We start from the raw sequence: 22326 nt of genomic DNA on the forward strand, positions 1-22326 counted from the left end.
CCTCACGCAGATGACCTTCTGTGCGGGGAGCCCTGGTCTCTGCGAGTGGAGTGCTGGCGCTGACGTCGAGCAGTGGACGGCCAGGACAGCGTGCTGAGGGGCCCAGGGCGGGGTCGTCGGTACCGGCGGTGGCGGCGTGCCGCCCGGTCGCCTGCATGCTCCGCATCGCGCTGATGGGTCTCCAGACGAAGCGCGTTGCGCACCCACGCCTTGGCCGGATGTCGCCGGGGCGAGTGGACCCGCAGTGGGATCGTCTGGTCGCCGGTGGCCACCGAGAGGGCCACCGGCGACCCGCGGGTTCGTTTCCCGCAACAGAGGCGCCTAGCGAGTCGACCGCCTGGCCCCGGCTGCCGGAGAGCGGTCGCAACCGGCCGCGCCAGCACAAGGCCCGGCGGACCGATCTCGGTCACGGGATGGGGCAGGACGGTCAGGCGGGGCGGTCGGCTCCGGATCTCCGCCTTGGCCGCCTGCGGCGCGCAGGTGGCCCACCGGCTCCCCGGGGCCGGCTGGACAGGACCGCGGAGGAGGTTGTGCAGTGGTCGGCTTCCCTGCAGGGTCAGCTGGGGGTGCCAGGCTCAAGCCCCCACTGGTGGGGCGCGACGTCGGTGTCCAGGACTGCCTCGGGGTTGATCAGTGCGAAGACTTCGGCGCCGAGCAGTTCATGCCGGCCCAGGCCGAGCTCAACCTGCAGCACCGCGCACGGCACGGCGACCAGGACCTGCCCCCGGCGCCACAACGTGAACGCCACCATCGCGGTGTCGCCAGTCGTGCGCAGCACTCGGGCGGGTGACCGCACCATCCGCGTGACGGGCGCAACGCCTGTTGCATCCGCTCGTGCGGCGCGGGCCGGCCAGGCCGTGTGCGCCGACTGCAGCCCCGAGGCCCCCTGCGTGGCGCGCAGGGCATGCAGAGCTGTCCGGCCCTCTCTGGTGGCCTGATTGTCCTTCGTTGCCGGCTGCACGGACATGAGTCCCCCGCGTTGTGGATGAGGTGTGAAGATGCGCAGAACCCTCGGGTACCCGCGATCCCCCGGACCATGCGCCACGCTCAACCCACACAGGGCCCGGTGACCTTCAGCCACGGATCTCTCAACACAACGGTGGCACTGGTGCCACCACGGATTCGGGCGCCAGGCTCATGGCGGACCCCCCGTCGAGGTGTCCTAGTGTCGGATCATGATGATTCCCCCCGTCCTGAGGCGCTCGGTGCCTCGGGCGCGACGGGACGCCGGCTTCTTGGCCACCGGTGTCATGCCGCACCTGGCCCTGGTGCCCGTGTGGTCCTGGGGCGCGACGGCCGCCGCCGAAACGGGGAACTGGGCTTTGGTGCTCACCGCGTCGGTCGCCCTGATCCTGCTCGGCGTCCCGGTGCTGACGGCCGTTCAGCGTGGGCGCCACCGGGCACTCCTCGGAGTGGACTTTGCTCGGCCGACGCCCACGCCGGAGCGGTGGTCGTGGGCGACAGTCGCCCGACGGTTTTCCTCGACGCGTATCTGGCGCCAGCTCGGATACCACCTTCTCCTGGGCCCGCTGGTGGCAGTGCTGGAGCTGTCGGTGCTCGCGATGGCGACCGCGGGCCTTGCGGGCGCCATCGCCTACGGCTGGGTGTGGGCGCTGCCGGTGGGGGCCCGACAGGACTGGTTCGGTTACGCGACGCAGACGCCGTGCTACACGGTGGCCGGCATCGCCCTGCTGTGTGCCCTGCCCTGGACGGCGGGGGCGGTGGCCCGGGCGGAGGCGCGACTGGCGTTGGCGCTGCTCGGGCCCAGCCGGGCGCAGCGGCTCCAGGAGCGGGTCGAGTACCTGGCCGGCAGTCGTACCGACCTGATCGAGGCAGTCGACGCCGAGCGCCGCCGGATCGAGCGCGACCTGCACGACGGCACCCAGCAGCGGCTGGTCTCCCTCGCGTGGCCTGGCCGCGATCAATTTGCACATGTGATCGAACCCGAAGTCCCATAGTGGGCCCAATAAGGATCACATTTGTCAACGAGCAACGATCGCAAACCTGTCCCCCATAAGGTTCCCGGCATGCCGAACCTGGATAGCGCGCTCAAGGACGCCATGGCCATCGACGGTGCCGTCGGTGTTGCCCTAGTCGACTACAACAGCGGAATGGCCCTCGCAACCATGGGTAGCAGCCCCGACCTCGATCTGAACATCGCTGCCGCGGGCAACACCGAAGTGGTCCGCGCCAAGATGCGCACGATGGAGATGCTCAACCTCCACAACGAGGGGATCGAAGACATCCTGATCACCCTCGGCGGCCAGTACCACCTGATCCGGCCCATGACCGCGAAGGGCAGCCAGGGTCACTTCCTCTACCTCGCGCTCAACCGCTCCCGTGCGAACCTGGCCATGGCGCGGCTGCGCCTGCGCCAGATCGAGGACAACCTGACCATCTGACCTGACCATCTGCCCCTGCAAGAAGAGCGAGAGAGCCGGCTCGTGGGCCCGTCCCCCGTCCTGTGGACTCCGAACATCAGCACCGGGCCGGTCACCTCGTTCGCCGACGCACTTGAACGCGCGCTGCACCTGCCGGGAGTCGTGGCCGTCGTACTCGGAGACCTGGCACGCGGCGGCGCCATCGCCCTCGCCCAAGACCCCGACTGTCCCGTCGGCTTCGCCCATCAGTCGGCCTACGCCGCACTGACCTACGCCCGAGCCACACCTGCTGGCGGCGAAGTCCCGCACGAACTCGTCGTGACCGGCACTCACCACGTGTCGCTGCAGCACACCAGGGCGCTGTCGAACGCCCCCGGTCACGCCTTCGTCCATCTGACCCTCCGGCGCCCGGAAGTCAACCTCGCCCTCACCCGCCTGGGCCTGTCCCCCATACTGGACGGCCTCCCCGCTCTGGTGGCCTTGCGCCGCCCTGTCCCCACCGCTCCCCTGACCGACAGGACCACCGGCAGCAGACGGCACCTGCTCGACCGGCTGCGCCCCCGACGCCGCCGCGCCACATCGCCGCCAGATGAATAGTCCCTCCACGAGCAGTCGGCACCCGCCCGGCGACGGCGCGTCAGTGCTGGATGCACAGTTCGGGGACGGCCGCCCCGGAGAGAGGAAGCGCACTGTCGGGGTCCGATCTTGACGACCCGGATCGGTATCGTCGCCCCATGCCTGAACTGACCGCGCCCACTCTCCACTTGCATTCCTCCTGGCTCGAAGCGCACCAAGAGTGGGGCCCTGGCTTCCACGAAGACGGATTCGGGCTGAGCCCTTCCGACGAGGTCGACTCGCCGGAAGGGTTCGCGGCCTGGGTCGCCCGGCTCGAGGTCGAGTCGGGCCCCGAAGCGCTTGACGCCGGCCGGGGTTGCACATACCGGTGGATCACGGAGGGCGACCGAGTGCACGGCGGGATCGCACTGCGGCACGCCCTCGACGACCACGTGCTGCAGTACGGGCACATCGGCTACGGCATCCGGCCGTCCTCACGCCGACGTGGGCTGGCCACGTGGGCGTTGGGGCGAATTCTCGACGAGGCACGGGCACTCGCTCTGGACCGCGTGCCGGTTGTCTGCGAAGTCGACAACCTGGCCTCGGCGAAGACCGTCGAGCACCGCGGCGGAATCCTCGAGGGAGTCCGGGACACCGAACGGGGCCCTGTGCGGCGGTACTGGATCAAGCTTCTGTGATGCGTTCTTCGCAGTGACGAGGCGGTGACGAGCGGGCGGGGTCTCGAGAACCGGCCTGGATGCCTCTAGGGGACTCGGGGGTAGTAGTAGGAGCCGAGCTGCTGGAGGAAGTCGGGGTCGCCGTCGTGCTTGTCCCGGTCGAACTCCGGGGCGTTCTTGATCTCTTCCTTGCTGCGGTCCACCCACACCACCCGGTCCGTTGGGTCGATCCGGCTGATCGTCCCGACGCACAGGAGCACATGCTTGCCGAAGATCCAGTGGCCGGTGTCGACGGCGATGCTACCGGCGTCGGCTTCGGCGTTGTGCTTGTCGATCTTTCCGATCCGGCCGTCGGTGGCCTCCACCTCGAACCCGACCAGGTCCATGTCCGGCTGCTGGCCGACGTCCTGACGGTAGGTCCATGCACTGGTCTCCATGAGAGGGTCCCTCCTGATGTCCCGACACTGACGCGGACCTTCCGCGGGCCCGCACCGCAGCGCCTGCCCCAGAAGCCCGGAGCGCACACGTCCCGTTCAGCGGGTCGACGGCCTGGGGCCGCGCGCCGATCACCGGCTTGCCGCGCCGCGGACGACGACGCCGGCCCGTCCGCCTCGCCGGCGCCGGCGGTCGGCAGCGGGTGAGGCGCCCAGCCGAGCACGGCCTCGGCCAGGAACCGTACCGCGTCCAGATCGGTCGCGAGAGACTCGGTGCCGTCGGGGACGAGCGCGGCGTCGTAGAGCACCGACGCGATCGCGGGCAGCGGCCGGTCCACCGCGAGCCGGCCGCCGTCGCGGCCCGCGCCAAGGTCGTCCAGGCGCGGGGCGGGCGAGCACTGGGGCTGGTCCTGGCGGGCGGCGTCCGCGGTGCCTCGCGTTCGGCGGGGGGTTCGGGGACGCCGATGCGGCGGGCGACGGCGGCGGCCGGGCGGCACCCGGCACGCGGGAGTCGGCGTCCCAGCGGAGCGTAGGGCGCCCATGTGCGGCAGCGGTCCGGGTGCGGCCGCCCGTCGAGAGGGTGGGCAAACAGGGCCGTCGGCCTCCGGGCACGCAGCGGGCCCGCGGCCGACCGGCTCGCCGCCCCAGCGGAGCGGAGGGTACCCGCGCACGGCAGCGGGGCGGCGGTGGCCGCGTCAAGGCTGTCGGGGTCGGGCGGCACGATGTCCGCCGGCATCGCGCCTCACCGCGCCGCGCCGGCCTCTGTGGTCTCTTGCGCCTCCCAGGCATCGACCGGGACATCGTGGGCAGACGCGGGTCATGCTGTTGATCACACCGCCGGGCGTCTACCGTGCGCAGGCCGACACGGAGATGCTGATCGGCGCCCTGGACGACGAGCCGCTCGCGCCGGGCGCGGCGGTCCTGGACGTGGGCACGGGGAGCGGCGCCGTCGCTGTGGCAGCGGGGCGGCGTGGCGCGAGGGTCACGGCGGTCGACGTCTCGTGGTCCGCCCTCGGCGCCGCACTGCTCAACGGCGCCCTGCACGGACGCCGGATCCGGCCACGCCACGGGGATCTGCTCTCCGCGGTGCGCGGGAGACGCTTCGACGTGGTCGCGGCGAACCCGCCGTATGTTCCCTGCCCGGGCGACTCGGCGCCGCGCGGGGCGGCTCGGGCGTGGGATGCCGGCCGGGACGGCCGCCTGCTGCTGGACCGGATCTGCGCGCAGGCGCCTGCCGCGCTGAAGCCGGGTGGTGTCCTGTTGCTTGTGCACTCCGACCTGTGCGGTGTCGACACCACCTGTGAGCTTCTGCGCGCGGGCGGGCTGCGCACCGAGATCGTGGCACGGGCCAGGCAGCCCTACGGTCCGGTCATGTCCTCACGGGCGCGGTGGTTCGAGCGCGAGGGGCTGGCGCGTCCGGGCCAGTGCTCGGAGGAGCTGGTGGTGATCCGTGGCGCACGGGAGTGATCGGGTCACCCGTGTGGTGATGCCGGACGGTGTCGGACCGGTCCTGGTGGACGGCCCCGTGGAGGTGGTGCTGCCCGACGGGACGACGGTGCGCAGCGAGCGGCCGGTGGTGGCCTTGTGCACCTGTCGGCGCAGCCGCCGCTTCCCCTTCTGCGACACCAGCCACCGCCGCCGCTCACCTTCCGGCGACCTCCGCCGGCAGCGGCCCTCGCAGTGAACTCTGTCCGCGGGACCAGTTGCTGACCATGTGTGCGGCGAGGCGCTCCTCCAGCAGCGTGGACGCGGCGAGGCCGAAGGCGATGTCGGGCTCCAGCCCTGGTTCCTGGCGCAGGAGCTCGGCGATGACGCCGCGTCGCACGAGCTGTTCGTGGACCGCGTCCGCTTCCACGTGTTCGCGGTAGAACCGCGTCCCGGCCGCGCCCGCGCCGAGCGATTCGAGTGCGTCGGCGAGCCGGGCCGAGCCGGGGGACGAGGTGATCTCCACGCCCGCGAACTGGCCGACCAGCGCGCCGCGAAGTCCGCGGTGGAGTCCGAACAGGGACATGAGGTTGACCACGGCCAGGGCCTCGGCCGAGGCCAGGTCGAGGTAGCGCCCGTAGCCGGGGTCGAGGCCGAAGTCGCGCATCATGTCCGCGAACAGCTTGGCGTGGGCCCGGTCCCCGTGCCCGTCGCCGTACTCGTCGAACTCGATCGCCGCGAATGCCGCCTGGGCGGGGCCGTGCAGTCTCGGGATCGCCCAGGCCTGCGGGTCGGCTTCCTTCAGGTGGTACAGGGACCGCTGCGCCAGGTACTCGCGGGCCTGCCAGCGCTCGCCGCTCTTGCGAAGGAAGTGGGAGGGGCCGCTGCCGTCGGCAGGCTCGGTCAGCAGGGCCGCGAGCTGTTCGGCCAGCGGCGCGGGCGTCGTTGCGGCGCGCAGCGCTGACAGGAAGGCCTGCTCCAGCTCGGCGCGAAAGGCCAGCAGCGCAGGATTCCATTCCCAGTCCGGGTCGACTTCGTCGAAGCCGCGGTAGTGGAGTTCGTAGCAGACGTACAAGGCAAGCTGGAGATCGTCGCCGAGGATCTGCGCAGAGGGCGGCCTCGGCAGGCCGACGGCGGGCCCTGGCGGTTCGGTGAGCTGCCGCAGCAGCGCGGCGGAGTACGGTCCGCGCGGCGCGGGCGGCTTCGGGGCCGCCCCCTCGATTCCCATGTCGGCTCCTTCGTCCGTCAGGCGGCGGATGCCGCAGCGGGCTCGGCGACGGGCTCGGGGTGGAGGTCCAGCACGCAGCACTTGGGACCGCCACCGGCTTTCATGAGTTCGCCCGTCTCGACGAAGTGGGGCTGGTATCCCCGGGCTTTCAGGGGCACGGCGAGCGAGGCGGCAGCGGCGGGCAGGATGACGTTGTGGCCGTCGGAGATGGCGTTGAGGGCGAAGGTGGCCGCAGTGGCCTCGTCGACACGCAGGGCGTCGGGGAACATGGCGGCCAGCCTGGCCTGAGCGGGCGGCGAGAACGCCTCGGGGTAGTAGATGATCTCGTCGTGCGACACGGCCGCCAGAGCGGTGTCCAGGTGGTAGAACCGCGGGTCGACGAGCGTCAGCGGGACCAGGCGTCGGCGCAGGAAGGCGCTGGTCTGGGCGTGTGAGTCGGGATGGGTACGGAAGCCGTGCCCCGCGAGGATCACCTCGGCCGCCACCAGGTGATCCCCCTGGCCCTCGTTGACTTGGCGGGCCTGCTCCACGGTGGTGAATCCGTGGGCGCGGAACCACGCCTCGTAGGCGCCTGCCTCTTCGCCGCGCTCGGCGTGCCGGAAGTTGGCCACGAGCACCCGGCCGTCCAGCACGGTGGCGGCGTTGGCGGCGAAGACCATGTCCGGCAGTCCTGGGACCGGTTCGACCAGGTCGACCCGGTGGCCGAGCGCCAGCAGGAGTTCGTGCAGCTGGTGCCACTGGTCCTGGGCGGCTGTGGGCTCGGGTGGATCGGTCGGGTCCATCCACGGATTGATCGCGTAGCGGACGTCGAAGTAGGTGGGCGGGCACATCAGGTAGCGGCGCGGCCTGGGCCTGCGCTGCGCCGGTTTCTGGGACGTCGGCGTCACGTGGCGCCCCCTCTCACGGGTGCTCGGTCTGTTCGCGGGTACCCCTGGCGTCGCGGATCACACCGGAGCAGCGTCGGTGTGCCCCCCGCCGGTCCGGGCAGGAGCATGCCGCGGGGCGGTCCCGGTGATCGGGGTGGAGGTGACGGTCGTGGAGCTGGCCTGGGTGCTCGACTGCGGCGATCCGCCTGCGCTGGCGCGGTTCTGGTCGCGCGCTCTCAGTTACTCGGCCGGGCCGTACCGCCCGCCGTACCTGGTGCTGCGAGATCCGCTGGGCTCCGGGCCGGAGCTGCTGCTCCAGCAGGTCCCCGAGCCCAAGATGGGGAAGAACCGGATGCACGTCGACCTTCGGGTCGGGGACCTGGAAAGGGAGATCGAACGGCTCCTCGCCCTGGGCGGACGGTTGCTGCGTGAGCCGTTCGAGGACGAGGGCTGGTGGACGGCCTGGATGGCGGACCCGGAGGGCAACGAGTTCTGCGTGCTCCGGCCGCCTTCCGGTCGCTGATCCCAGCTGGTCCCAGCTGGTCCCAGCCGGTTTCAGGTGACCTCAGCAGTCGGCGGTGACGGCGGCCAGTTCGGCCGCCACACGGCGCAGATCGCCGTGTCGGGCGAACACCGCCCGCTGGCGATCTGCCCCGCTCCCGACGCGGCGGACCTGGGCCACCAGACGGTCAGCGAGATGCTCGTCACCCGCGGCGCGCAGGCCCGGACGGGCGCGCTCGACCAGGGAGCTCAGGCAGTTGTCGAAGGGGGCGCGCAGTCCGGTCGCCGGGTCCAGGCCTCGCCCGCGCAGCCCATGGCGACCGGCCTGATCGTGGACATCGAGCAGCACCGCGTCCTCCGTGTGGTCCGGCTCCTCACGGCCGGCTCGGAACTCGGCCAGGAGCACGGTGCCCAGCCCTCTCAGCAGCACGGCGACCAGCACGTCGAGGTCGAGGTCCGCGTTGACATCGCACAGTCGGACCTCCAGGGTCGGCCAGCGCTCGGAGGGCCGCGCATACCAGTAGATCATCTTGCGGTCCCGTACCTCACCCGCCGCCACCATCCGTCGTGCCAGCGTCTCGTAGCCGGGCTCGTCCACTACGGGTGCGGGACCGACCGTGGGCCAGCGCGCGTACTGCGCCGCCCGCCAGCTCGCCCAGCCGCGCTCACGGCCCGCGGAGAACGGGGAGTTCACCGCAAGCGCTTGCAGGATGGGAAGCCAGGAACGCAGTCGGGCGCTCAGCGCGAGGGCCTCGCCGCGTTCGAGCGTGCCCAGGTGCACATGGCAGCCGGACAGCTCGCTGTCCGTCGCCCGCACGAACGGGGCGAGTCGGCGGGCTACCGCACGGTACCGGTCAGAGCCCGTCAGGCGCGGTGTCGGGCTGGTGAGCACCGCGCAGCCCGATCCCGCCGGCGCCGCACCGAGAGGCGCCGCAGCGGCCGCGCACAGGCGTCGGGCCTGCGCCAGGTCCGCTCTCAAGGCGCAGGCCCGCTGTGCGGGCACCGTTCGTATCTCCACCTGGGTGGCGTAGAACTCCTCGCCTACCCGTTGACCAAGCGCCGGGGCGGCCTGTGCGAGCACCTCCGCGGCGCACGGCACAGTGACGCCGGAGTCCCGGTCGACCAGGAGCAGCTCCTCCTCGACGCCGAAGGTGAGGACGTCGTCCAGCCGCGATCGACCGCTCATGGACCACACCGGCAGCCACCGCCCGGTGGCCGGGTGCGCTGGTGGCCGGTCGGGCTCCCCGACATGTTCCCGGCCTCGTCACCAGTAGTGTCGGCGCCCGCCGACGGAGTGTCCGACGGCGCCGAGCACCCAGAGAATCAAGCCGATGACGGCGAGGATGACGCCGATCGTCCACAGCACCGAGATACCGGTGACGAAGCCGATGATGAGGAGAATCACTCCCAGGACAAGCATGATGGCCTCCGAAGACCTCAGGACTGGCCTCGCGGATCCCCTCGTGCTGCGTCCTTAAACATCGGCGAAGCACCGGCGGTCAGTCAGCGCCGGGATCGGTCGGTTCGATCAGCAGCAGCTGTGAGCCGTCGGGGTCCACGATCCGAAGGCGCGCCGGCGCTGGTCTGCCGTGCAGCGCGTAGTGCTCCCGGATCCGCAGCAGCACATCCGGGAGTGCCGCCTCCGTGTCGGCGGAGACGGGCCCGCGCTGTTGCCAGTGCCCTTCCAGCGTCCAGGCCTCGGCCGACTGCCGCTCCCGCGCAGGGACAGCGTCGCCCTCGACCTTGATGCCGTCGAGGATGTGCAGCACCGCGCCGAGATCCTGATCGCTCATCAACTGCTGGTCTTGTTCAACCAGAATGTCAGCCATGAGCACCAGGTGCCCCGCGCATCCCCCGGTAAACACCGCGCAGTACGGTGCCGGGCCTGGCCGCCGGGGGCAGCGGTCGGTGCGGTGACGGCGGCTGCGGCGTTCGCGACAGTGGGGACGGCTACGTGACCAGGCCGGCGGAGGCGCCCGTCGGAAAGGCGCTTCCGGCGCGGCTCACGCCCCGCGGCTGACGGAGCCTGGAGAAGGCGAGCGCGGCCGTCAGGTCCGTCGAGGCCAGCAGGCTGGCCCGCCTGACCGACTCCGAGCAGTCAAGTCAGACGCGTTCCGAGCCCTGAGGAGCATGGTCCGCTCCCTGCGCGACGACAGCGAGGGGGGCATGACCCGTTCCCCGTCGCACTCGCTCCGAGATGGCCGGGCGAAAGGGCGTCAGGCTCCGCTGGGGCGGCTCGGGGCGGCGTCGACTGCTCGGCGAAGGTCGGCGAGGGACTGCTGCATCAGGTTCCAGAAGTCCGCCGTCGCGCCTCGCTCGGTCCAGGCCGCGTAGGCGTCGGTGAAGACGGCGACGGCGGCCTGCGCGGTCAGGCTCGCCCGACCGGGCGGCACGCCTCGCCGCACCAGTGCTTCGGCGATGGAGACGGCGAGTGAGGCCATCTTGATCAGGTTGCGTTCCCGCAGCTCGGTCGAGGAGGCGATGAGCTCCTGGCGGGCGCGGGCGTAGTCGCCGTATTGGGCGAGGGCGAGGCCGGCCTCGGTGAGGGCGAGCAGGGCCGCCTCGATGGGCTCCAGGTCGTCGTCGGCCTCGGCGAGGTGCTTGGCGACGCTGTCCTCGAAGTCCTTCGCTCCGGCGAACAGGACTTCCCGCTTGTCGGTGAAGTGGTTGAAGAAGGTCCGTTTGGTCAGCCCGGCGCGCTCGGCGATCTCGGCGACGGTCACTTCGGCGTAGCCGCGTTCGGCGAACAGGTCCATGGCGGCCTGCTGCAGCCGCCTCTGCGCATCCGGTTCCCAACGTGCCATGGGCTCATCATACCCAAGGCGATTGCACTTGGTGTCATCACGTGCCACGCTGAAGGCATTGCACTTGGTGCAATCACTGATGTGAGGAGACACGCATGCCCACCAACACCGCAGCCTGGATCAACGCCGGTGGCGCCCGCCTGGAAGTGGGCCCCGCCCCCTACACCCGGCCCGCCGCGGACCAGATCGTCGTGCGCAACCACGCTGTCGCGGTCAACCCGCTGGAGTGGATCATCCAGGTCGCCGGTCGCCTGGCCTACCGGTGGTTGACCTACCCGACCGTGATCGGGTCCGATGTCGCCGGCGAGGTGGTGGAGGTCGGCTCGGCGGTCACGCGGTTCCGTGTCGGCGACCGCGTGCTCGGCCACGCGGTGGGCACCGACAAGGACGCCAACCGGGCGGCCGAGGGCGGCTTCCAGCACTACACCGTGCTGCTGGAACGGATGGCCGCCCCCATTCCGGACACGCTCTCCTTCGCGGACGGGGCCGTGCTGCCGCTCGCGGTGTCGACCGCGGCCTGCGCACTGTTCCAGAGTGACCAACTGGGCCTGCGGCGCCCGACGGCAACGCCCGAATCGACCGGCCGGACGCTGCTGGTCTGGGGCGGCTCCACCAGCGTCGGCAGCAACGCGATCCAGCTGGCGGTGGCCGCAGGATACGAGGTCGTCGCGACGGCTTCGCCGCGCAACTTCGACTACGTCACATCGCTGGGCGCCAGCCGGGTGTTCGACTACAACAGCCCCGCAGTGGAGTCCGAGATCATCGCGGCGCTCCAGGACCGGGAGCCGGCCGGGGCGGTCGCCCTCGGTGAGACCTCCGCGGCCGCGTGCGTGCGCATCGTCGGCGCGAGCCGGGGCAACCGGTTCGTGGCCCTGGCCACCCCGCCGGTCTCCTTCGCCCACCTCGGCGGCCCGGACCGCGGCCGGTTCGCCGTGCCGAAGCTGATCGCGCGCCTGGTCGGCGCCAACATCGCGCTGCAGATCGCGGCCCGGCGGCGCGGGGTCCGCACGAAGTACATCTTCGGCACCACGCTGAAGGCCAACGAGGTCAGCACGCTGGTCTACCGCGACTTCCTGCCGCGCGCGCTGGCCGAGGGCCGCTACCGGGCGCTGCCCAAGCCGACCGTCGTCGGGCACGGCCTCGGCGACCTCCAGCACGCCCTGGACCTCCAACGCAAGGGCGTCTCCGCCGCGAAGATCGTCGTCACCCTCGACTGACGCACCGTCATCGACCGCCCCCAGGAGGCAGCCCCATGACCGAACAGAACGCCGACCGGGTCGTGACCGGCCCGTTCCGCACCGACGTCGTCGGCGCCATGACCATCGACTGGGACGTGCCCGTCCCCGTCAGCGACGGCGCCGTCCTGCGTGCCGACGTGTTCCGCCCGACCGCCCCCGGCGCCTACCCCGCGATCCTGAGCCGGGGGCCGTACGCCAAGGGCCGCCCGTTCCAAGAACTCCTGCCCGGCCCCTGGCAGAAGATGGTCGCCGACCACCCCGACATCCTGGACGGCTCCAGCAACGCCTACCAGAACTTCGAGGTCGTCGACCCGGAGCGGTGGGTGCCCCACGGCTACGTGTGCGTGCGCGTCGACTCCCGCGGCACCGGCCGCTCCCCCGGCTACCTCGACCCGTTCGCGGCACGCGGGACCCTCGACCTGTACGACAGCATCGAGTGGGCCGCCGCGCAGCCGTGGAGCAGCGGCCGGGTCGGGCTGTGCGGGATCTCGTATCTGGCGATCAACCAGTGGCAGGTCGCCGCGCTGCGCCCGCCGCACCTGGCCGCGATCTGCGTATGGGAGGGCGCCGGCGATCTCTACCGCGACGCCGTCTACCACGGCGGCATCCTGTCCACGTTCGTCGACCGCTGGTACGGCCTGATCGTGCCCTACGGCGCGGGCGAGGAGGCCGGGGTCAACCCGCACACCGGCCAGCCGGTCTACGGCGACGAGGTCCTCACCCCGGCCGAACTGGACGCGCGGCGGGCCGACTTCGGCCGGCTCGTGCGCGAGCACCCGCTGCTCGACGACTTCCACCGGGCCCGGCTCGACCCCGACTGGGACCGCATCGAGGTGCCGGTGCTCGCGGCTGGGAACTGGGGCGGGGCGGGACTGCACCTGCGCGGAACCGTCCGCGGATTCGAGCAGGCCGCCTCCACCGACAAGTGGCTGACCATGCACGAGGACACCCACTTCTCGCACTTCTACTCCCGCTACGGTCTCGATCTGCAGCAGCGCTTCTTCGGCCACTTCCTCAAGGGCGAGCAGACCGGCTGGACCCGCCGGCCCCGCGTCGAGCTGCGCACCCGGCACGCCGACGGCAGCGTGGCACTGCGCGCCGGCGCGGCGTGGCCCCTGCCGGAGACGACCTGGACCCGCCTGTACCTCGACGCCGCCAGCGCCGCGATGAGCCCGGACCCGGCACCGGCCGGTGCCCGCGCCGACTACAGCGCCCTGCGGGAGAGCGTCAGGTTCAGCTACCGCTGCCCCCGCGACCTGGAGATCGCCGGCCCCGTCGCGGCGAAGCTGTTCATCGAGTCCTCCACCGCCGACGCGGACCTGTTCCTGATCCTGCGCGCCTTCGCCCCCGACAGCACCGAGATCCTCTTCCAGGGGGCCAACGACCCCGACGTGCCGATCGCCCAGGGGTGGCTGCGCGCCTCACACCGCGCCCTCGACCAGGCGCGGTCCCGGCCCTTCCTGCCCGTCCATCGGCACGACCGGCACGAGCCGCTCACCTCCGGCGCCGTCTACGAGCTGGACGTCGAGATCCTGCCCAGGAGCCTGGTCCTGCCCACCGGCTACACCCTCACCCTCGACGTCCAGGGCCACGACTACACCGACCCGGCCACCGCACGCACCGCAGGCCCGACGGCCGGCAGCGGCTCCTTCCTCCACAACGACCCCGACGACCGCCCCGCCGACCTCTTCGGGGGCGCCGTCACCGTGCACACCGGCGGCAAGCACCGTTCCTACCTGATGCTCCCCGTGATCACGTGAGCACGTCCCCGCCCTCCTCGGCAGCCGGGCGGCATCCGACGGGAACAGGAAGCCGGACGAGGCCCACGCCCGCCGCTCCAACTCCCTCTCCTGGCCGACGGCCCCGCTCATCTATGTAGGGCTGCCTGCAACCCGCTTCCGGGGGACAGCACCGTCGCGACCATGCACCCTCCACCACGAGGCTGAAGCTGTGACAGCCCGTCCTCACCCCCAGGCCGCAGACGACCAGCTCCGCGGCGCCATCAGCCAACCACAGTCGTGGAAGGAGTCCCTCGTGGGCGACCACGCCACACTCCGCCGCTGCACCTCCGCCCTGACCGGCCTCGTCGTAGCTGGTGCCCTCACCGCCTGCGCCGCCACACCGCCCAGTACCGCGCCCCCGGCCACCACCGGCTCCCGCACCACTGCAACGGCTTCCCCGACAGCGGCTGCGCCTGCTCAGCCGTCCCTGCACATGATCTCCCACCAGGGCCACCGGCTCGCGTTCTACGTCACCCCCGGCCGCCTTCCGGCCATCGTCCTGGACGCCGGCGGCGGCCTCGACGCCTCCTACTGGAACAAGATCGTGCCCGTCCTCGCGAAGGACACCGGCTCCGAGATCATCACCTACGACCGCTCCGGAGAAGGCCGCAGCAGCGACGTGCCGGGGCCGTGGAAGGCGCAGAACGCCGCCGCCGACCTCGCGGCCGGCCTGACCCAGCTGGGAGTGACGAAGAGCGTGGTCCTGGTCTCCCACTCCCTCGCCGGGGAGATCGCCACGTACCTCGTCCGCGAGCACCCCCGGCGGATCGCCGGCGCGGTCCTGGTGGACGCGAGCCTGCCGCAGTTCTACACCCCCACGGAGACCGCCCGGCTCGTCGCCGAGAACCAACAGCAGATCGCTGCGCTCCGGCAACAGCCGCAGACCAGGGCGACCCGCCAACTCCTGGCCGAGGCCGACGACTACGGCCCGGTGCACCTCGCCTACCACGAGCTCACCTGGCCGCAGAACGTTCCCGCCATCGCGATCGTCTCCTCCCAGACCCCCTTCACGACGTCTCCCACCGACGCTCAGCTGTGGCGCCAGGCCCAGCAGGAGTTCGTCAGCGCCGCACCCGACCGCCGGCTGGTCGTCGCCCAGAACAGCTCGCACGACATCCCGCTCGACCGACCGGACGTGGTGATCACCACCGTGGAAGCGATGACGGAACAGGTCCGTTGATCTCCCCGCCCCCGGGGCCCAGTTGGCCACCCGCGGGCGGATCGGCGGAGCGGCAGCCGCAGACTCGACGACCGAGGCGGCGGCTGCTGTGGCGCCGGCGTGCCGCGTCGGGAACCTCCCGGGGGGCCGGCCTGCTTCTCGTGGTCCCGCCAGTCAGGCTGGGTCGTCATGGCCGCCTGCCGTGATCAGTGCCGAGCGGCTGCGCACGGCGATGGCCGGGCGGCCAGGAGAAGGGCAGGCGGTCAGCGCGCCGTCCTGGGCTGCGGGCGGGCGGGGACGGCCGCCGGCTCGGCGCGCCGTTGGGCGAGGACCTGGTCGACGCCCATGCGGCCCTGCTCGAAGGCGAGGGAGCCGCCGACGAGGTAGAGCCGCCACACCCGCGCGGTGACCTCGCCGACCAGGGCGGTGAACTCCTGCCAGCGCTCCTCGAGGGTGTCGTGCCAGGCGTCGACGGTGGTCACGTAGTGCTCGCGCAGCGCCTGGACGTCGCGGGTCTCGAACCCGGCCTCCTCCAGCAGCGAGACGGTCGCGCCCAGCGGACGCATGTGCATGTCCGGCGCGATGAAGGACTCGATGAACGCGCCGCCGCCCGGCGCGTTGGCGCCGCGGGACATCTGCTGGAGCAGCAGCCCTCCCCCGGGGGCGAGAGCCCGGTGCAGCAGGCCTGCGAACTCGGGGTACTGCTCGTCTCCGACGTGCTCGCCCATCTCGATCGTGGTGACCGCGTCGAACCCGGCCGCCTCCACGTCGCGCCAGTGCTGGTGGCGGATCTCGACACGGCCGGACAGGCCCTGTTCGGTGACGCGGTCGCGGACGAAGCGGGCCTGCTCACCGGCGAGGGTGACGCCGACCGCGCTCACGCCGTAGTGCCGGGCGGCGTGCAGGACCAGCGCGCCCCAGCCGCAGCCGACGTCCAGCAGCCGCATACCGGGGCGCAGTTCGAGCTTGCGGCAGATCAGGTCGAGCTTGTCGCGCTGCGCGTCGGCCAGGGTGTAGCCGGGGTCGGTGCTGGTCCAGTAGGCGCAGGAGTAGGCCATGGCCGGGTCGAGCAGCAGGCGGTAGAAGTCGTTGGACAGGTCGTAGTGGTGACTGATCGCCGCCCTGTCCCGCACCCGGCTGTGCAGGGTGCCTTGCAGGCGGGCCTGGCCCTGCGGCGGGGCCGGTCGCGGGCCGACGGCGCCGAGGCGGGCCGCTGTCAGGGCGGCCCGTGTCATCGAGGCGACGCCGGGGCTGCGGCGGGCCACGCCGCGTTCCTCGACCGCCCGGCGCACCGCGCGCAGCGCGTCGCGCAGATCGCCTTCGACGTCCAGGTCGCCGCTCACGTACGCCTGGGCCAGGCCCAGTTCGTCCGGCTGCCACAGCAGGCGACGCAGCGCCCGGCGCGAGCGCAGGACCAGGGTCGGGGCGTCGCGGGGGCCGGCGGTGCTGCCGTCCCAGGCCCGCACCTTCAGCGGTGCGGGGGTGCCGGTGAGTTCCTCGATCAGCGGCAGCAGCCGGGCGGCCGCCCCGGTCGCGGGCTCGGAAGCGCCGGGCCCGGAGGTGACCACCGTGCTGTTCGTGCCCGGGACTGTAGGGGCGGCGCTGATGTCGCTCATGCCGAAGGCTCCTGGTGCTCGCGGGTGGGGGGTTCTGGCGCACGTCGAGTTCTGGCGCACGTCGAGGTCGCCGGAACGGAAGCCGGCGCCGGCGATCCGGGTCAGGACGGCGGGTGCGGCGGCAGGGAGCCGAGGACCTGGGGCAGGCGGGCCTGGACGGCGTCGGCGAGTTCGTCGAAGGAGCGACGCAGGATCGGCTCCGCGAACCGGAACAGGCCCTTGAAGGCCAAGGTCGCACGGTAGGTGACCAGGGTGCCGTCCCCGTGCGGGCGGATGGCGATGTCGTCGGTCGCGGAGACGGTTCGGTTGACGCCGTGGAAGACGAGCCGGTGCGGCTCACGCGCGACCAGTCGGTAGTCGAGAGTGGTCTGCCGGCCGCGGAACTGGGAGGTGTTCTGCCAGCGGGCGCCGACCGCCGGCGGGCCGGGGTCGAGTCGGCGACAGCGTACGGTGCCCGGGTCCCACTCCTCGGTGTGCGTGAAGTCCTCCAGATAGGCCGCCACGGTCGGGGCGGGGGTGGCGACTCGGAACGAGCGCTCCACGGTGATGGCCACGCGGGTCTCCTGGGCGTACGGGGCTGGGTCTACGGGACGTGCTGTCAGGTATTCGAAGCCGGGCCGCGCCTGGACGGGTCGGCGAGCGCGACGGCTGCGATGTGGTCGACCGCGGCGCGCAGGTTGGCGGGTTTCACGGCCCCGCACGTGGGCGGGAGCGGGCGCCAGCCGGGGCCGGCCAGCAGCAGGAGCGGGCGGTGGCGGGCGCCGGCGACGCCGAAGGGAACGTCCAGGATGTCGGCGGCGATCTGCGGGGCGGCGGTGGCACGGGACTGCGACCACAGCAGCACGGCGGCCGGTCCCAGACGGCGCAGCCCCTGCGCGAGCGCGAGCGGGGGGACGGAGGATCCGAGCATGCGGAACGCGATGCCACGCGCGGTGAGGGCGGCGGCGACGGCGTCCAGGGCCAGGGTGTGCTCCTCTCCCGGGGTTGCCGCCAGCAGCGCGACGGGCCCCGCGCCGGACACCGGGACCGCCCGTCGGCGCAGTTCGGCGGAGACGTGCCACGACAGGAGGTGTTCGACCTCGATGTACGACTCCCCTACTGCTGCCCAGCGGCGTCCGGCGGCGCGCAGTGAGGGTGCGATCACCTCCTCCCACGAGGCCTCCACGCCCCACTGGTCCACCGCGGCGGACAGGAGAGCTTGGACGGCGGGGGCGTCGAGGCGGTCGGCGGCCCGGACGAGCCCGCGCACGCGCATCGTCGCGGACTCGTACGCGCTCCCGTCCGCGGACTCGTGGGGGGCGTGCTCCGGATCGGCCGGGCGCGAGGGCGCGAGGGCCCGGGTTTGCCCGTCGGCCGTCGGGCTCGCGCCGTCGAGGCTGAGCCGGGCGGCCTCGGCGGGCGGCAGGCCCTGTGCGGTGAGCGCGCCCATGCCTTCCAGCCGGGCGATGTCTTCGGCGGTCCAGCGGCGGTGGTGTCCCTGGTCGCGTTCGGCCGGCCCGATGCCGTATCGGCGCTCCCACGAGCGCAGGGTCACCGGGGACACACCCAGTCGGCGGGCGACCTCCCCGGTGGGCAGTCCGGCGTCACGGCTGGTCCTGCGCTCGTGCGCTGTCATCTCGATCCCTTGTGGCTGCGTGAGAGGCGGGCTGCGCTGGGGTCACATGGCGATGATCCGTCCGACCATGAATCCGACGGCCCCGAGCACCAGGACCGCCAGGCCGAGAAGTCCGACCCAGTTCCACCAGAGGTCGTGGTGGTAGACCGGGTCGTGGACGGAGATGCCGTGGCAGGTGGAGGACTCGCACTCGGGGGTCTCCTCCGGGCGGGCCAGGGGCTGGACCAGGGGGTGCGACACAACGGGACTGGCCATGGCTTGCCTCCCTTTGATCGTTCTGCCTCCAGGTTGGCGTTCTTCCGCGCCTCTGCCAGGCCGCATCGATCGCGCATCGCCTCCGGGCCGGGCCGGCCTGTGCACAGGCCGGGCCCAGGGCGGGCGGCCCCGGCACCGGGGCTCGACGGCAATCGCTTCGGCAACGATGCGGTTGGGGAACCGTCGTGCGCGTGCCCAGGGTGGAGGCTCAGCGACAAGCCTGGAGGATCCAAATGATCGTCAAGAAGCTGCATGATTCCGGTCTGAAGTCCGAGCACGCCTTCATCGCCGCGTTCGCGTCCATCGGCCTCTCGCTCGCTTCGTGGGCCGTGTCCGTCAAGCTCGAAGCGGCCGGCTTGGAACGCGCCGACCGGTGGGGGATCTTCGTGGGCGAGTGGGCTCCCACCTTCTTCGGCCTCGGCCTCGCCCTGCAGCACTACGAGCAGGGCGACGGCAACCCGGTCTACGCCGACGACCCCCGCGTCCAGGCCGCAGCCCACTGACCGCGCGCCGTGCGTCGCACGTCGCGGACGAGGCTGATATACCTAGGGAGACAGGTATCTAGTTTATCTAGCTGAACTGGCGGAGTCGTGTCTCCCTCATCCCGGACCCAGCGCCGTCTTCGATGGCTCCTTCCCGCGGTTCTCGTGATCGTGTGGCTGGCCGTCGGAGGCGGCCTCGGGCCGTTCGCCGGCAAGTTGGGGCAGGTCGCCACCAACGACAGCGCCGCGTTCCTGCCGCAGAGCGCCGAATCCACCAAGGTCCTGGCGCTCCAGCGCAGCATGGACACCCGCGAGTCCGTGCCGCTGGTCCTGGTGTGGGCTTCCACGCCGCGCCCACTGCCCCAGGCCTCCGTCGGGCAGGCGCAGGAGGCGCTGACCCGAGTGGCTCGCATCCCCGGTCTCGCCGAACCGCCGACACCGGTGTCGCCCTCCGGCGACGGCCAGGCCCTGCAGGCCGTGGCCCCGCTGCGTGCGGACCTGGGCGACAAACTGCACGCGACCGTGGACCAGGTCCGCTCGGCCGCCGCCATCCCCGGTGCGACGCTGTACCTGGCAGGGCCCGCCGCCAGCCAGGCCGACCTGGTGGACGCGTTCGCCGGCATCGACGGACTGCTCCTCGGCGTCGCGCTCGCCGTGGTCCTGGTGATCCTGCTGGTGGTCTACCGCAGCGTCCTGCTCCCCGCCCTGGTGATCCTCAGCGCGGTATTCGCCCTTGGCCTGGCCAGCGGCATCGTCTACGTGCTCGCGCGTCACGGCGTGGTCCGGATCGACGGCCAGGTCCAGGGCATCTTGTCGATCCTGGTGATCGGCGCGGCCACGGACTACGCCCTGCTCCTCAGCGCCCGCTTCAAGGAGGAGCTGACGCGGGAGACGGACCGGTTCACCGCGATGCGCACCGCCTGGCGGCGATCCGTCGAACCGATCGGGGCCAGCGCCACGACCGTGGCGCTCGGCCTGCTGGCCCTGCTCCTGAGCGATCTGAGCAACAACCAGGCGCTGGGGCCGGTCGGGGCGATCGGGGTCGCCTGCGCGGCACTGAGCGCGGTGAGCCTCCTCCCTGCGGTACTGGTCCTGCTGGGCCGCACCGCCTACTGGCCCGCCCGCCCCCACACCGGCGACAACACGAGCTCGGGGATCTGGCAGCGGGCCGCAGCGCTGATCAGCCGACACCCGCGCCGTGTCTGGGCCCTGTCCCTCGCGGGGCTGGTGGCGGCCGCCTGCCTCCTGCCGCTGTTCTCCGCCCGCGGCCTGCCGCTGGACGAGACGTTCATCCACACCGAACCCTCCGTCACCGGCCAACGGGTCCTGGACGCGCACTTCCCCGCCGGACAGGGCAACCCGGCCGTCGTCCTCACCGACCCGGCACGGACCGGCCAGGTCCTCGCCGTCGCTCGCGCCACTCCGGGTGTCGCCGCAACCACCGTCCTGCCGACGGCTCCTGGCAGTCGGCTCGCCACCGTCAACGCCGTCCTGTCCGACGCGGCCGACAGCCACGCGGCCGAGCAGACCGTGCGCGCCCTGCGCACCGGTGTCCACCAGGTGCCCGGAGCCGGGGCCCTGGTCGGCGGCTACACCGCGCAGCAGCTCGACATCCAGGACACCGCGGCCCACGACCGGGGCGTCATCATTCCCGTGGTGCTCGCGATCATCACCTTCATCCTGGTCCTGCTGCTGCGCGCCTTGGTGGCGCCCCTGCTGCTCGTCGCCACGGTGGTGCTCAACTACGCAGCGACGCTCGGTATCAGCGCCCTGGTCTTCCCGGCCGTCTTCGATCTGCACGGCGCGGACGCCTCGGTGCCGCTGTACGGGTTCGTCTTCCTGGTCGCGCTCGGCGTGGACTACAACATCTTCCTGATGACCCGGGTGCGGGAGGAGTCCCTGCGCGCCGGCACCAGGACGGGCGTGCTGCGGGGCCTGACCACCACTGGGGGCGTCATCACCTCCGCAGGCGTGGTCCTGGCGGCCACGTTCGCGGCGCTCGGAGTGATCCCGCTGGCGTTCCTGCTGCAGATCGCGTTCATCGTGGCTTTCGGCGTCCTGCTGGACACGCTCGTCGTCCGCTCCCTGCTGGTGCCCGCCCTGGTGTACGAGCTCGGCGACCGCATCTGGTGGCCGAGCCGACTGCGCCACGGCCCGGCGGAACGGGCCCACGCCGAGCGTGGGACGAGGGCCGTCACCACTGCGGAACAATAGGAGCGATGTCGTTCGCGCAAGCGAGTCCCGCTACGCCTGGGCGCGGGGCGTGAAGGGTGGTGGAGCCGGGTGTCCGAGTCCGGGGCCGAGGACGGGACGCCGGAGGCGCCCAGGGAGGCCGGGCCGCGGATCGGCGGGCCGGTGGCCTGGGCCGTACGGCAACTGCTCCTGGCCAACCGCGACGCCGAACAGGCCCTGGCCCGCCACCTGGGCCTGGGCCACAACGACGTCACCGCCATGGAACACCTGCTCGGCTCCCCCGAAGGCCTCGGCCCGATGGACATCGCCCAGCGGCTCGGCATCCGCTCCGCGTCCGCGACGGTCCTGGTCGACCGCCTCGAGGAGGCCGGCCACGTCACCCGCGTCCCCCACCGCAGCGACCGCCGACGCACCGTCGTACGCCCCACCCAGCACGCCCGCCAGGAGATCGTCACCGCCCTGCGACCCCTTGTCGACGCCGTCGACGCCGCCGCGGACGGCCTGAGCGAGACAGAGCGGGCGACCGTCGTGCGCTTCCTCCAGGCGGCCGCCGCACACATTCGCACGGCCGCGGAAGGGCTCGACCAGGACGATCAGCCCTGACGAAAGGGGGTGACCACAGCGCTGACCCGGCCCCGGACGCCCGGGACCCGCAAGCGGGGACGTGATCCCGAGGTACGGGACGGCTTCCTTTGCGCTGTAGGCGCGTTACACGCTGCGGGGCGGGAGCCGACCGGTGTCGGCTCCCGCCCCGCGTCTGTGTGCTTTCGCCGATGCGGCTACCAGCGATACCAGCGACCGCGAGCCTCACCCGCGCCGCGGAAGAAGAACCCGGCGACCCAGAGCACCAGCACCACGATCGCCACCCACCAAAGGATGTGCACAGCGAACCCGACTCCGCCCAGAAGCAGGGCGAGCAGCAGAACCAACAGCAAGGGACCCATGGTGTATCCCACCTCCTTGAAGCCGCATGTGCCCCCGAACCTGACGGGCATGCGCACCACTTCTCCCACGTGACCAACCCCCCTGTGCGCCAAGGGGAGTGAGAGCAGGACTCGGTCGGCGCGCATGCGCGAGGGGAGGGCCGGGCAGGCGTCCAGAGGTTTCAGTGGCGGG

The 22326-nt window shown here is 72.1% G+C and carries 26 protein-coding genes and 1 pseudogene; 14 read left to right on the top strand and 13 right to left on the bottom strand.

What is annotated here, in order from left to right:
* Nucleotides 1-556: 556 nt before the first annotated feature.
* Nucleotides 557-967: a hypothetical protein gene (locus tag TR48_RS42135; RefSeq protein ID WP_152628088.1), complete on the bottom strand. Its 411-nt coding sequence runs from the start codon at nucleotides 965-967 to the stop codon at nucleotides 557-559.
* Between the two features lie 268 nt (nucleotides 968-1235).
* On the opposite strand from TR48_RS42135, the gene TR48_RS21415 reads away from it, so the two are divergent.
* From TR48_RS21415 to TR48_RS21430, 4 genes are all read left to right on the top strand, one after another.
* Nucleotides 1236-1958: a sensor domain-containing protein gene (locus TR48_RS21415; RefSeq protein ID WP_236652253.1), complete on the top strand. Its 723-nt coding sequence runs from the start codon at nucleotides 1236-1238 to the stop codon at nucleotides 1956-1958.
* A 69-nt stretch (nucleotides 1959-2027) separates the two neighbouring features.
* Nucleotides 2028-2402 (top strand): hypothetical protein, encoded by a 375-nt coding sequence (locus TR48_RS21420; protein WP_042369835.1) that lies wholly within the window; start codon nucleotides 2028-2030, stop codon nucleotides 2400-2402.
* Nucleotides 2403-2444: 42 nt separating this feature from the next.
* Complete coding sequence (locus TR48_RS21425; protein ID WP_042369836.1) at nucleotides 2445-2978, top strand: hypothetical protein; 534 nt, start codon at nucleotides 2445-2447, stop codon at nucleotides 2976-2978.
* A 137-nt stretch (nucleotides 2979-3115) separates the two neighbouring features.
* Nucleotides 3116-3634: a GNAT family N-acetyltransferase gene (locus TR48_RS21430; RefSeq protein WP_042369837.1), complete on the top strand. Its 519-nt coding sequence runs from the start codon at nucleotides 3116-3118 to the stop codon at nucleotides 3632-3634.
* Nucleotides 3635-3699: 65 nt separating this feature from the next.
* On the opposite strand, the gene TR48_RS21435 is transcribed toward TR48_RS21430, so the two are convergent.
* Nucleotides 3700-4050, bottom strand: coding sequence for a hypothetical protein (locus tag TR48_RS21435; RefSeq protein WP_042369838.1), 351 nt, complete (start codon nucleotides 4048-4050; stop codon nucleotides 3700-3702).
* Nucleotides 4051-4866: 816 nt separating this feature from the next.
* Here TR48_RS21435 and TR48_RS21440 point away from each other — a divergent pair.
* Together TR48_RS21440 and TR48_RS21445 are read left to right on the top strand one after the other, a co-directional pair.
* Nucleotides 4867-5514, top strand: a complete 648-nt coding sequence (locus TR48_RS21440; protein WP_042369839.1) for a HemK2/MTQ2 family protein methyltransferase — start codon at nucleotides 4867-4869, stop codon at nucleotides 5512-5514.
* Between the two features lie 19 nt (nucleotides 5515-5533).
* Entirely contained in the window at nucleotides 5534-5731 is a 198-nt protein-coding gene (locus TR48_RS21445) for a CDGSH iron-sulfur domain-containing protein (RefSeq protein WP_042369932.1), read from the top strand.
* Here TR48_RS21445 and TR48_RS21450 read toward each other — a convergent pair.
* On the bottom strand, nucleotides 5690-6700 hold the full coding sequence (locus TR48_RS21450; protein ID WP_042369841.1) for an iron-containing redox enzyme family protein: 1011 nt from the start codon (nucleotides 6698-6700) through the stop codon (nucleotides 5690-5692). The two genes, TR48_RS21445 and TR48_RS21450, sit on opposite strands and share 42 nt — an antisense overlap.
* A gap of 17 nt (nucleotides 6701-6717) precedes the next feature.
* A complete protein-coding gene (gene ddaH / locus TR48_RS21455) occupies nucleotides 6718-7530 on the bottom strand; it encodes a dimethylargininase (protein ID WP_042369934.1) in 813 nt (270 codons plus the stop codon).
* Nucleotides 7531-7711: 181 nt separating this feature from the next.
* Between ddaH and TR48_RS21460 the strand changes: the two genes are divergently transcribed.
* On the top strand, nucleotides 7712-8089 hold the full coding sequence (locus TR48_RS21460; protein WP_236652254.1) for a VOC family protein: 378 nt from the start codon (nucleotides 7712-7714) through the stop codon (nucleotides 8087-8089).
* 42 nt (nucleotides 8090-8131) lie between these two features.
* Here TR48_RS21460 and TR48_RS21465 read toward each other — a convergent pair whose 3' ends face one another.
* From TR48_RS21465 to TR48_RS21470, 3 genes are all read right to left on the bottom strand, one after another.
* Nucleotides 8132-9253, bottom strand: a complete 1122-nt coding sequence (locus TR48_RS21465) for a carboxylate-amine ligase (protein ID WP_042369843.1) — start codon at nucleotides 9251-9253, stop codon at nucleotides 8132-8134.
* 78 nt (nucleotides 9254-9331) lie between these two features.
* Nucleotides 9332-9487, bottom strand: coding sequence for a DUF6131 family protein (locus tag TR48_RS43425; RefSeq protein ID WP_161789874.1), 156 nt, complete (start codon nucleotides 9485-9487; stop codon nucleotides 9332-9334).
* Nucleotides 9488-9566: 79 nt separating this feature from the next.
* On the bottom strand, nucleotides 9567-9896 hold the full coding sequence (locus TR48_RS21470; RefSeq protein WP_152628090.1) for a hypothetical protein: 330 nt from the start codon (nucleotides 9894-9896) through the stop codon (nucleotides 9567-9569).
* Between the two features lie 116 nt (nucleotides 9897-10012).
* Here TR48_RS21470 and TR48_RS45680 point away from each other — a divergent pair.
* A pseudogene (locus TR48_RS45680) lies at nucleotides 10013-10230 on the top strand (MarR family transcriptional regulator); the annotation flags it as partial.
* Between the two features lie 53 nt (nucleotides 10231-10283).
* Here TR48_RS45680 and TR48_RS21475 read toward each other — a convergent pair.
* Nucleotides 10284-10871 carry a TetR/AcrR family transcriptional regulator gene (locus tag TR48_RS21475; RefSeq protein WP_042369847.1) on the bottom strand — a complete coding sequence of 196 codons (588 nt, stop codon included), beginning with the start codon at nucleotides 10869-10871 and terminating at the stop codon, nucleotides 10284-10286.
* A 95-nt stretch (nucleotides 10872-10966) separates the two neighbouring features.
* Between TR48_RS21475 and TR48_RS21480 the strand changes: the two genes are divergently transcribed.
* From TR48_RS21480 to TR48_RS21490, 3 genes are all read left to right on the top strand, one after another.
* Complete coding sequence (locus tag TR48_RS21480; protein ID WP_042369849.1) at nucleotides 10967-12088, top strand: zinc-binding alcohol dehydrogenase family protein; 1122 nt, start codon at nucleotides 10967-10969, stop codon at nucleotides 12086-12088.
* 35 nt (nucleotides 12089-12123) lie between these two features.
* Nucleotides 12124-13869 carry a CocE/NonD family hydrolase gene (locus TR48_RS21485; RefSeq protein WP_042369850.1) on the top strand — a complete coding sequence of 582 codons (1746 nt, stop codon included), beginning with the start codon at nucleotides 12124-12126 and terminating at the stop codon, nucleotides 13867-13869.
* A 274-nt stretch (nucleotides 13870-14143) separates the two neighbouring features.
* A complete protein-coding gene (locus TR48_RS21490) occupies nucleotides 14144-15070 on the top strand; it encodes an alpha/beta fold hydrolase (RefSeq protein WP_084729627.1) in 927 nt (308 codons plus the stop codon).
* Between the two features lie 242 nt (nucleotides 15071-15312).
* Here the strand turns inward: TR48_RS21490 and TR48_RS21495 are convergent, their stop codons facing one another.
* From TR48_RS21495 to TR48_RS21510, 4 genes are all read right to left on the bottom strand, one after another.
* On the bottom strand, nucleotides 15313-16665 hold the full coding sequence (locus tag TR48_RS21495) for an SAM-dependent methyltransferase (RefSeq protein ID WP_084729628.1): 1353 nt from the start codon (nucleotides 16663-16665) through the stop codon (nucleotides 15313-15315).
* Between the two features lie 101 nt (nucleotides 16666-16766).
* On the bottom strand, nucleotides 16767-17219 hold the full coding sequence (locus tag TR48_RS21500; RefSeq protein WP_236652255.1) for an SRPBCC family protein: 453 nt from the start codon (nucleotides 17217-17219) through the stop codon (nucleotides 16767-16769).
* A gap of 44 nt (nucleotides 17220-17263) precedes the next feature.
* The gene (locus TR48_RS21505; RefSeq protein WP_042369852.1) at nucleotides 17264-18280 is read right to left on the bottom strand and encodes a MerR family transcriptional regulator; all 1017 of its coding nucleotides are present in this window, start codon (nucleotides 18278-18280) and stop codon (nucleotides 17264-17266) included.
* A gap of 42 nt (nucleotides 18281-18322) precedes the next feature.
* Nucleotides 18323-18535 (bottom strand): hypothetical protein, encoded by a 213-nt coding sequence (locus tag TR48_RS21510; protein ID WP_152628091.1) that lies wholly within the window; start codon nucleotides 18533-18535, stop codon nucleotides 18323-18325.
* 233 nt (nucleotides 18536-18768) lie between these two features.
* Between TR48_RS21510 and TR48_RS21515 the strand changes: the two genes are divergently transcribed.
* The 3 genes from TR48_RS21515 (at nucleotide 18769) to TR48_RS21525 (ending at nucleotide 21813) form a co-directional block, all read left to right on the top strand.
* Nucleotides 18769-19038 carry a hypothetical protein gene (locus tag TR48_RS21515; protein WP_042369855.1) on the top strand — a complete coding sequence of 90 codons (270 nt, stop codon included), beginning with the start codon at nucleotides 18769-18771 and terminating at the stop codon, nucleotides 19036-19038.
* Between the two features lie 87 nt (nucleotides 19039-19125).
* Entirely contained in the window at nucleotides 19126-21231 is a 2106-nt protein-coding gene (locus TR48_RS21520; protein ID WP_042369857.1) for an MMPL family transporter, read from the top strand.
* A gap of 69 nt (nucleotides 21232-21300) precedes the next feature.
* Complete coding sequence (locus TR48_RS21525; protein ID WP_152628092.1) at nucleotides 21301-21813, top strand: MarR family winged helix-turn-helix transcriptional regulator; 513 nt, start codon at nucleotides 21301-21303, stop codon at nucleotides 21811-21813.
* A 176-nt stretch (nucleotides 21814-21989) separates the two neighbouring features.
* On the opposite strand, the gene TR48_RS21530 is transcribed toward TR48_RS21525, so the two are convergent.
* The gene (locus TR48_RS21530; protein WP_042369946.1) at nucleotides 21990-22154 is read right to left on the bottom strand and encodes a hypothetical protein; all 165 of its coding nucleotides are present in this window, start codon (nucleotides 22152-22154) and stop codon (nucleotides 21990-21992) included.
* Nucleotides 22155-22326: the final 172 nt, after the last annotated feature.

This window comes from Streptacidiphilus neutrinimicus (assembly GCF_000787815.1).
Taxonomy (GTDB): domain Bacteria; phylum Actinomycetota; class Actinomycetes; order Streptomycetales; family Streptomycetaceae; genus Streptacidiphilus; species Streptacidiphilus neutrinimicus.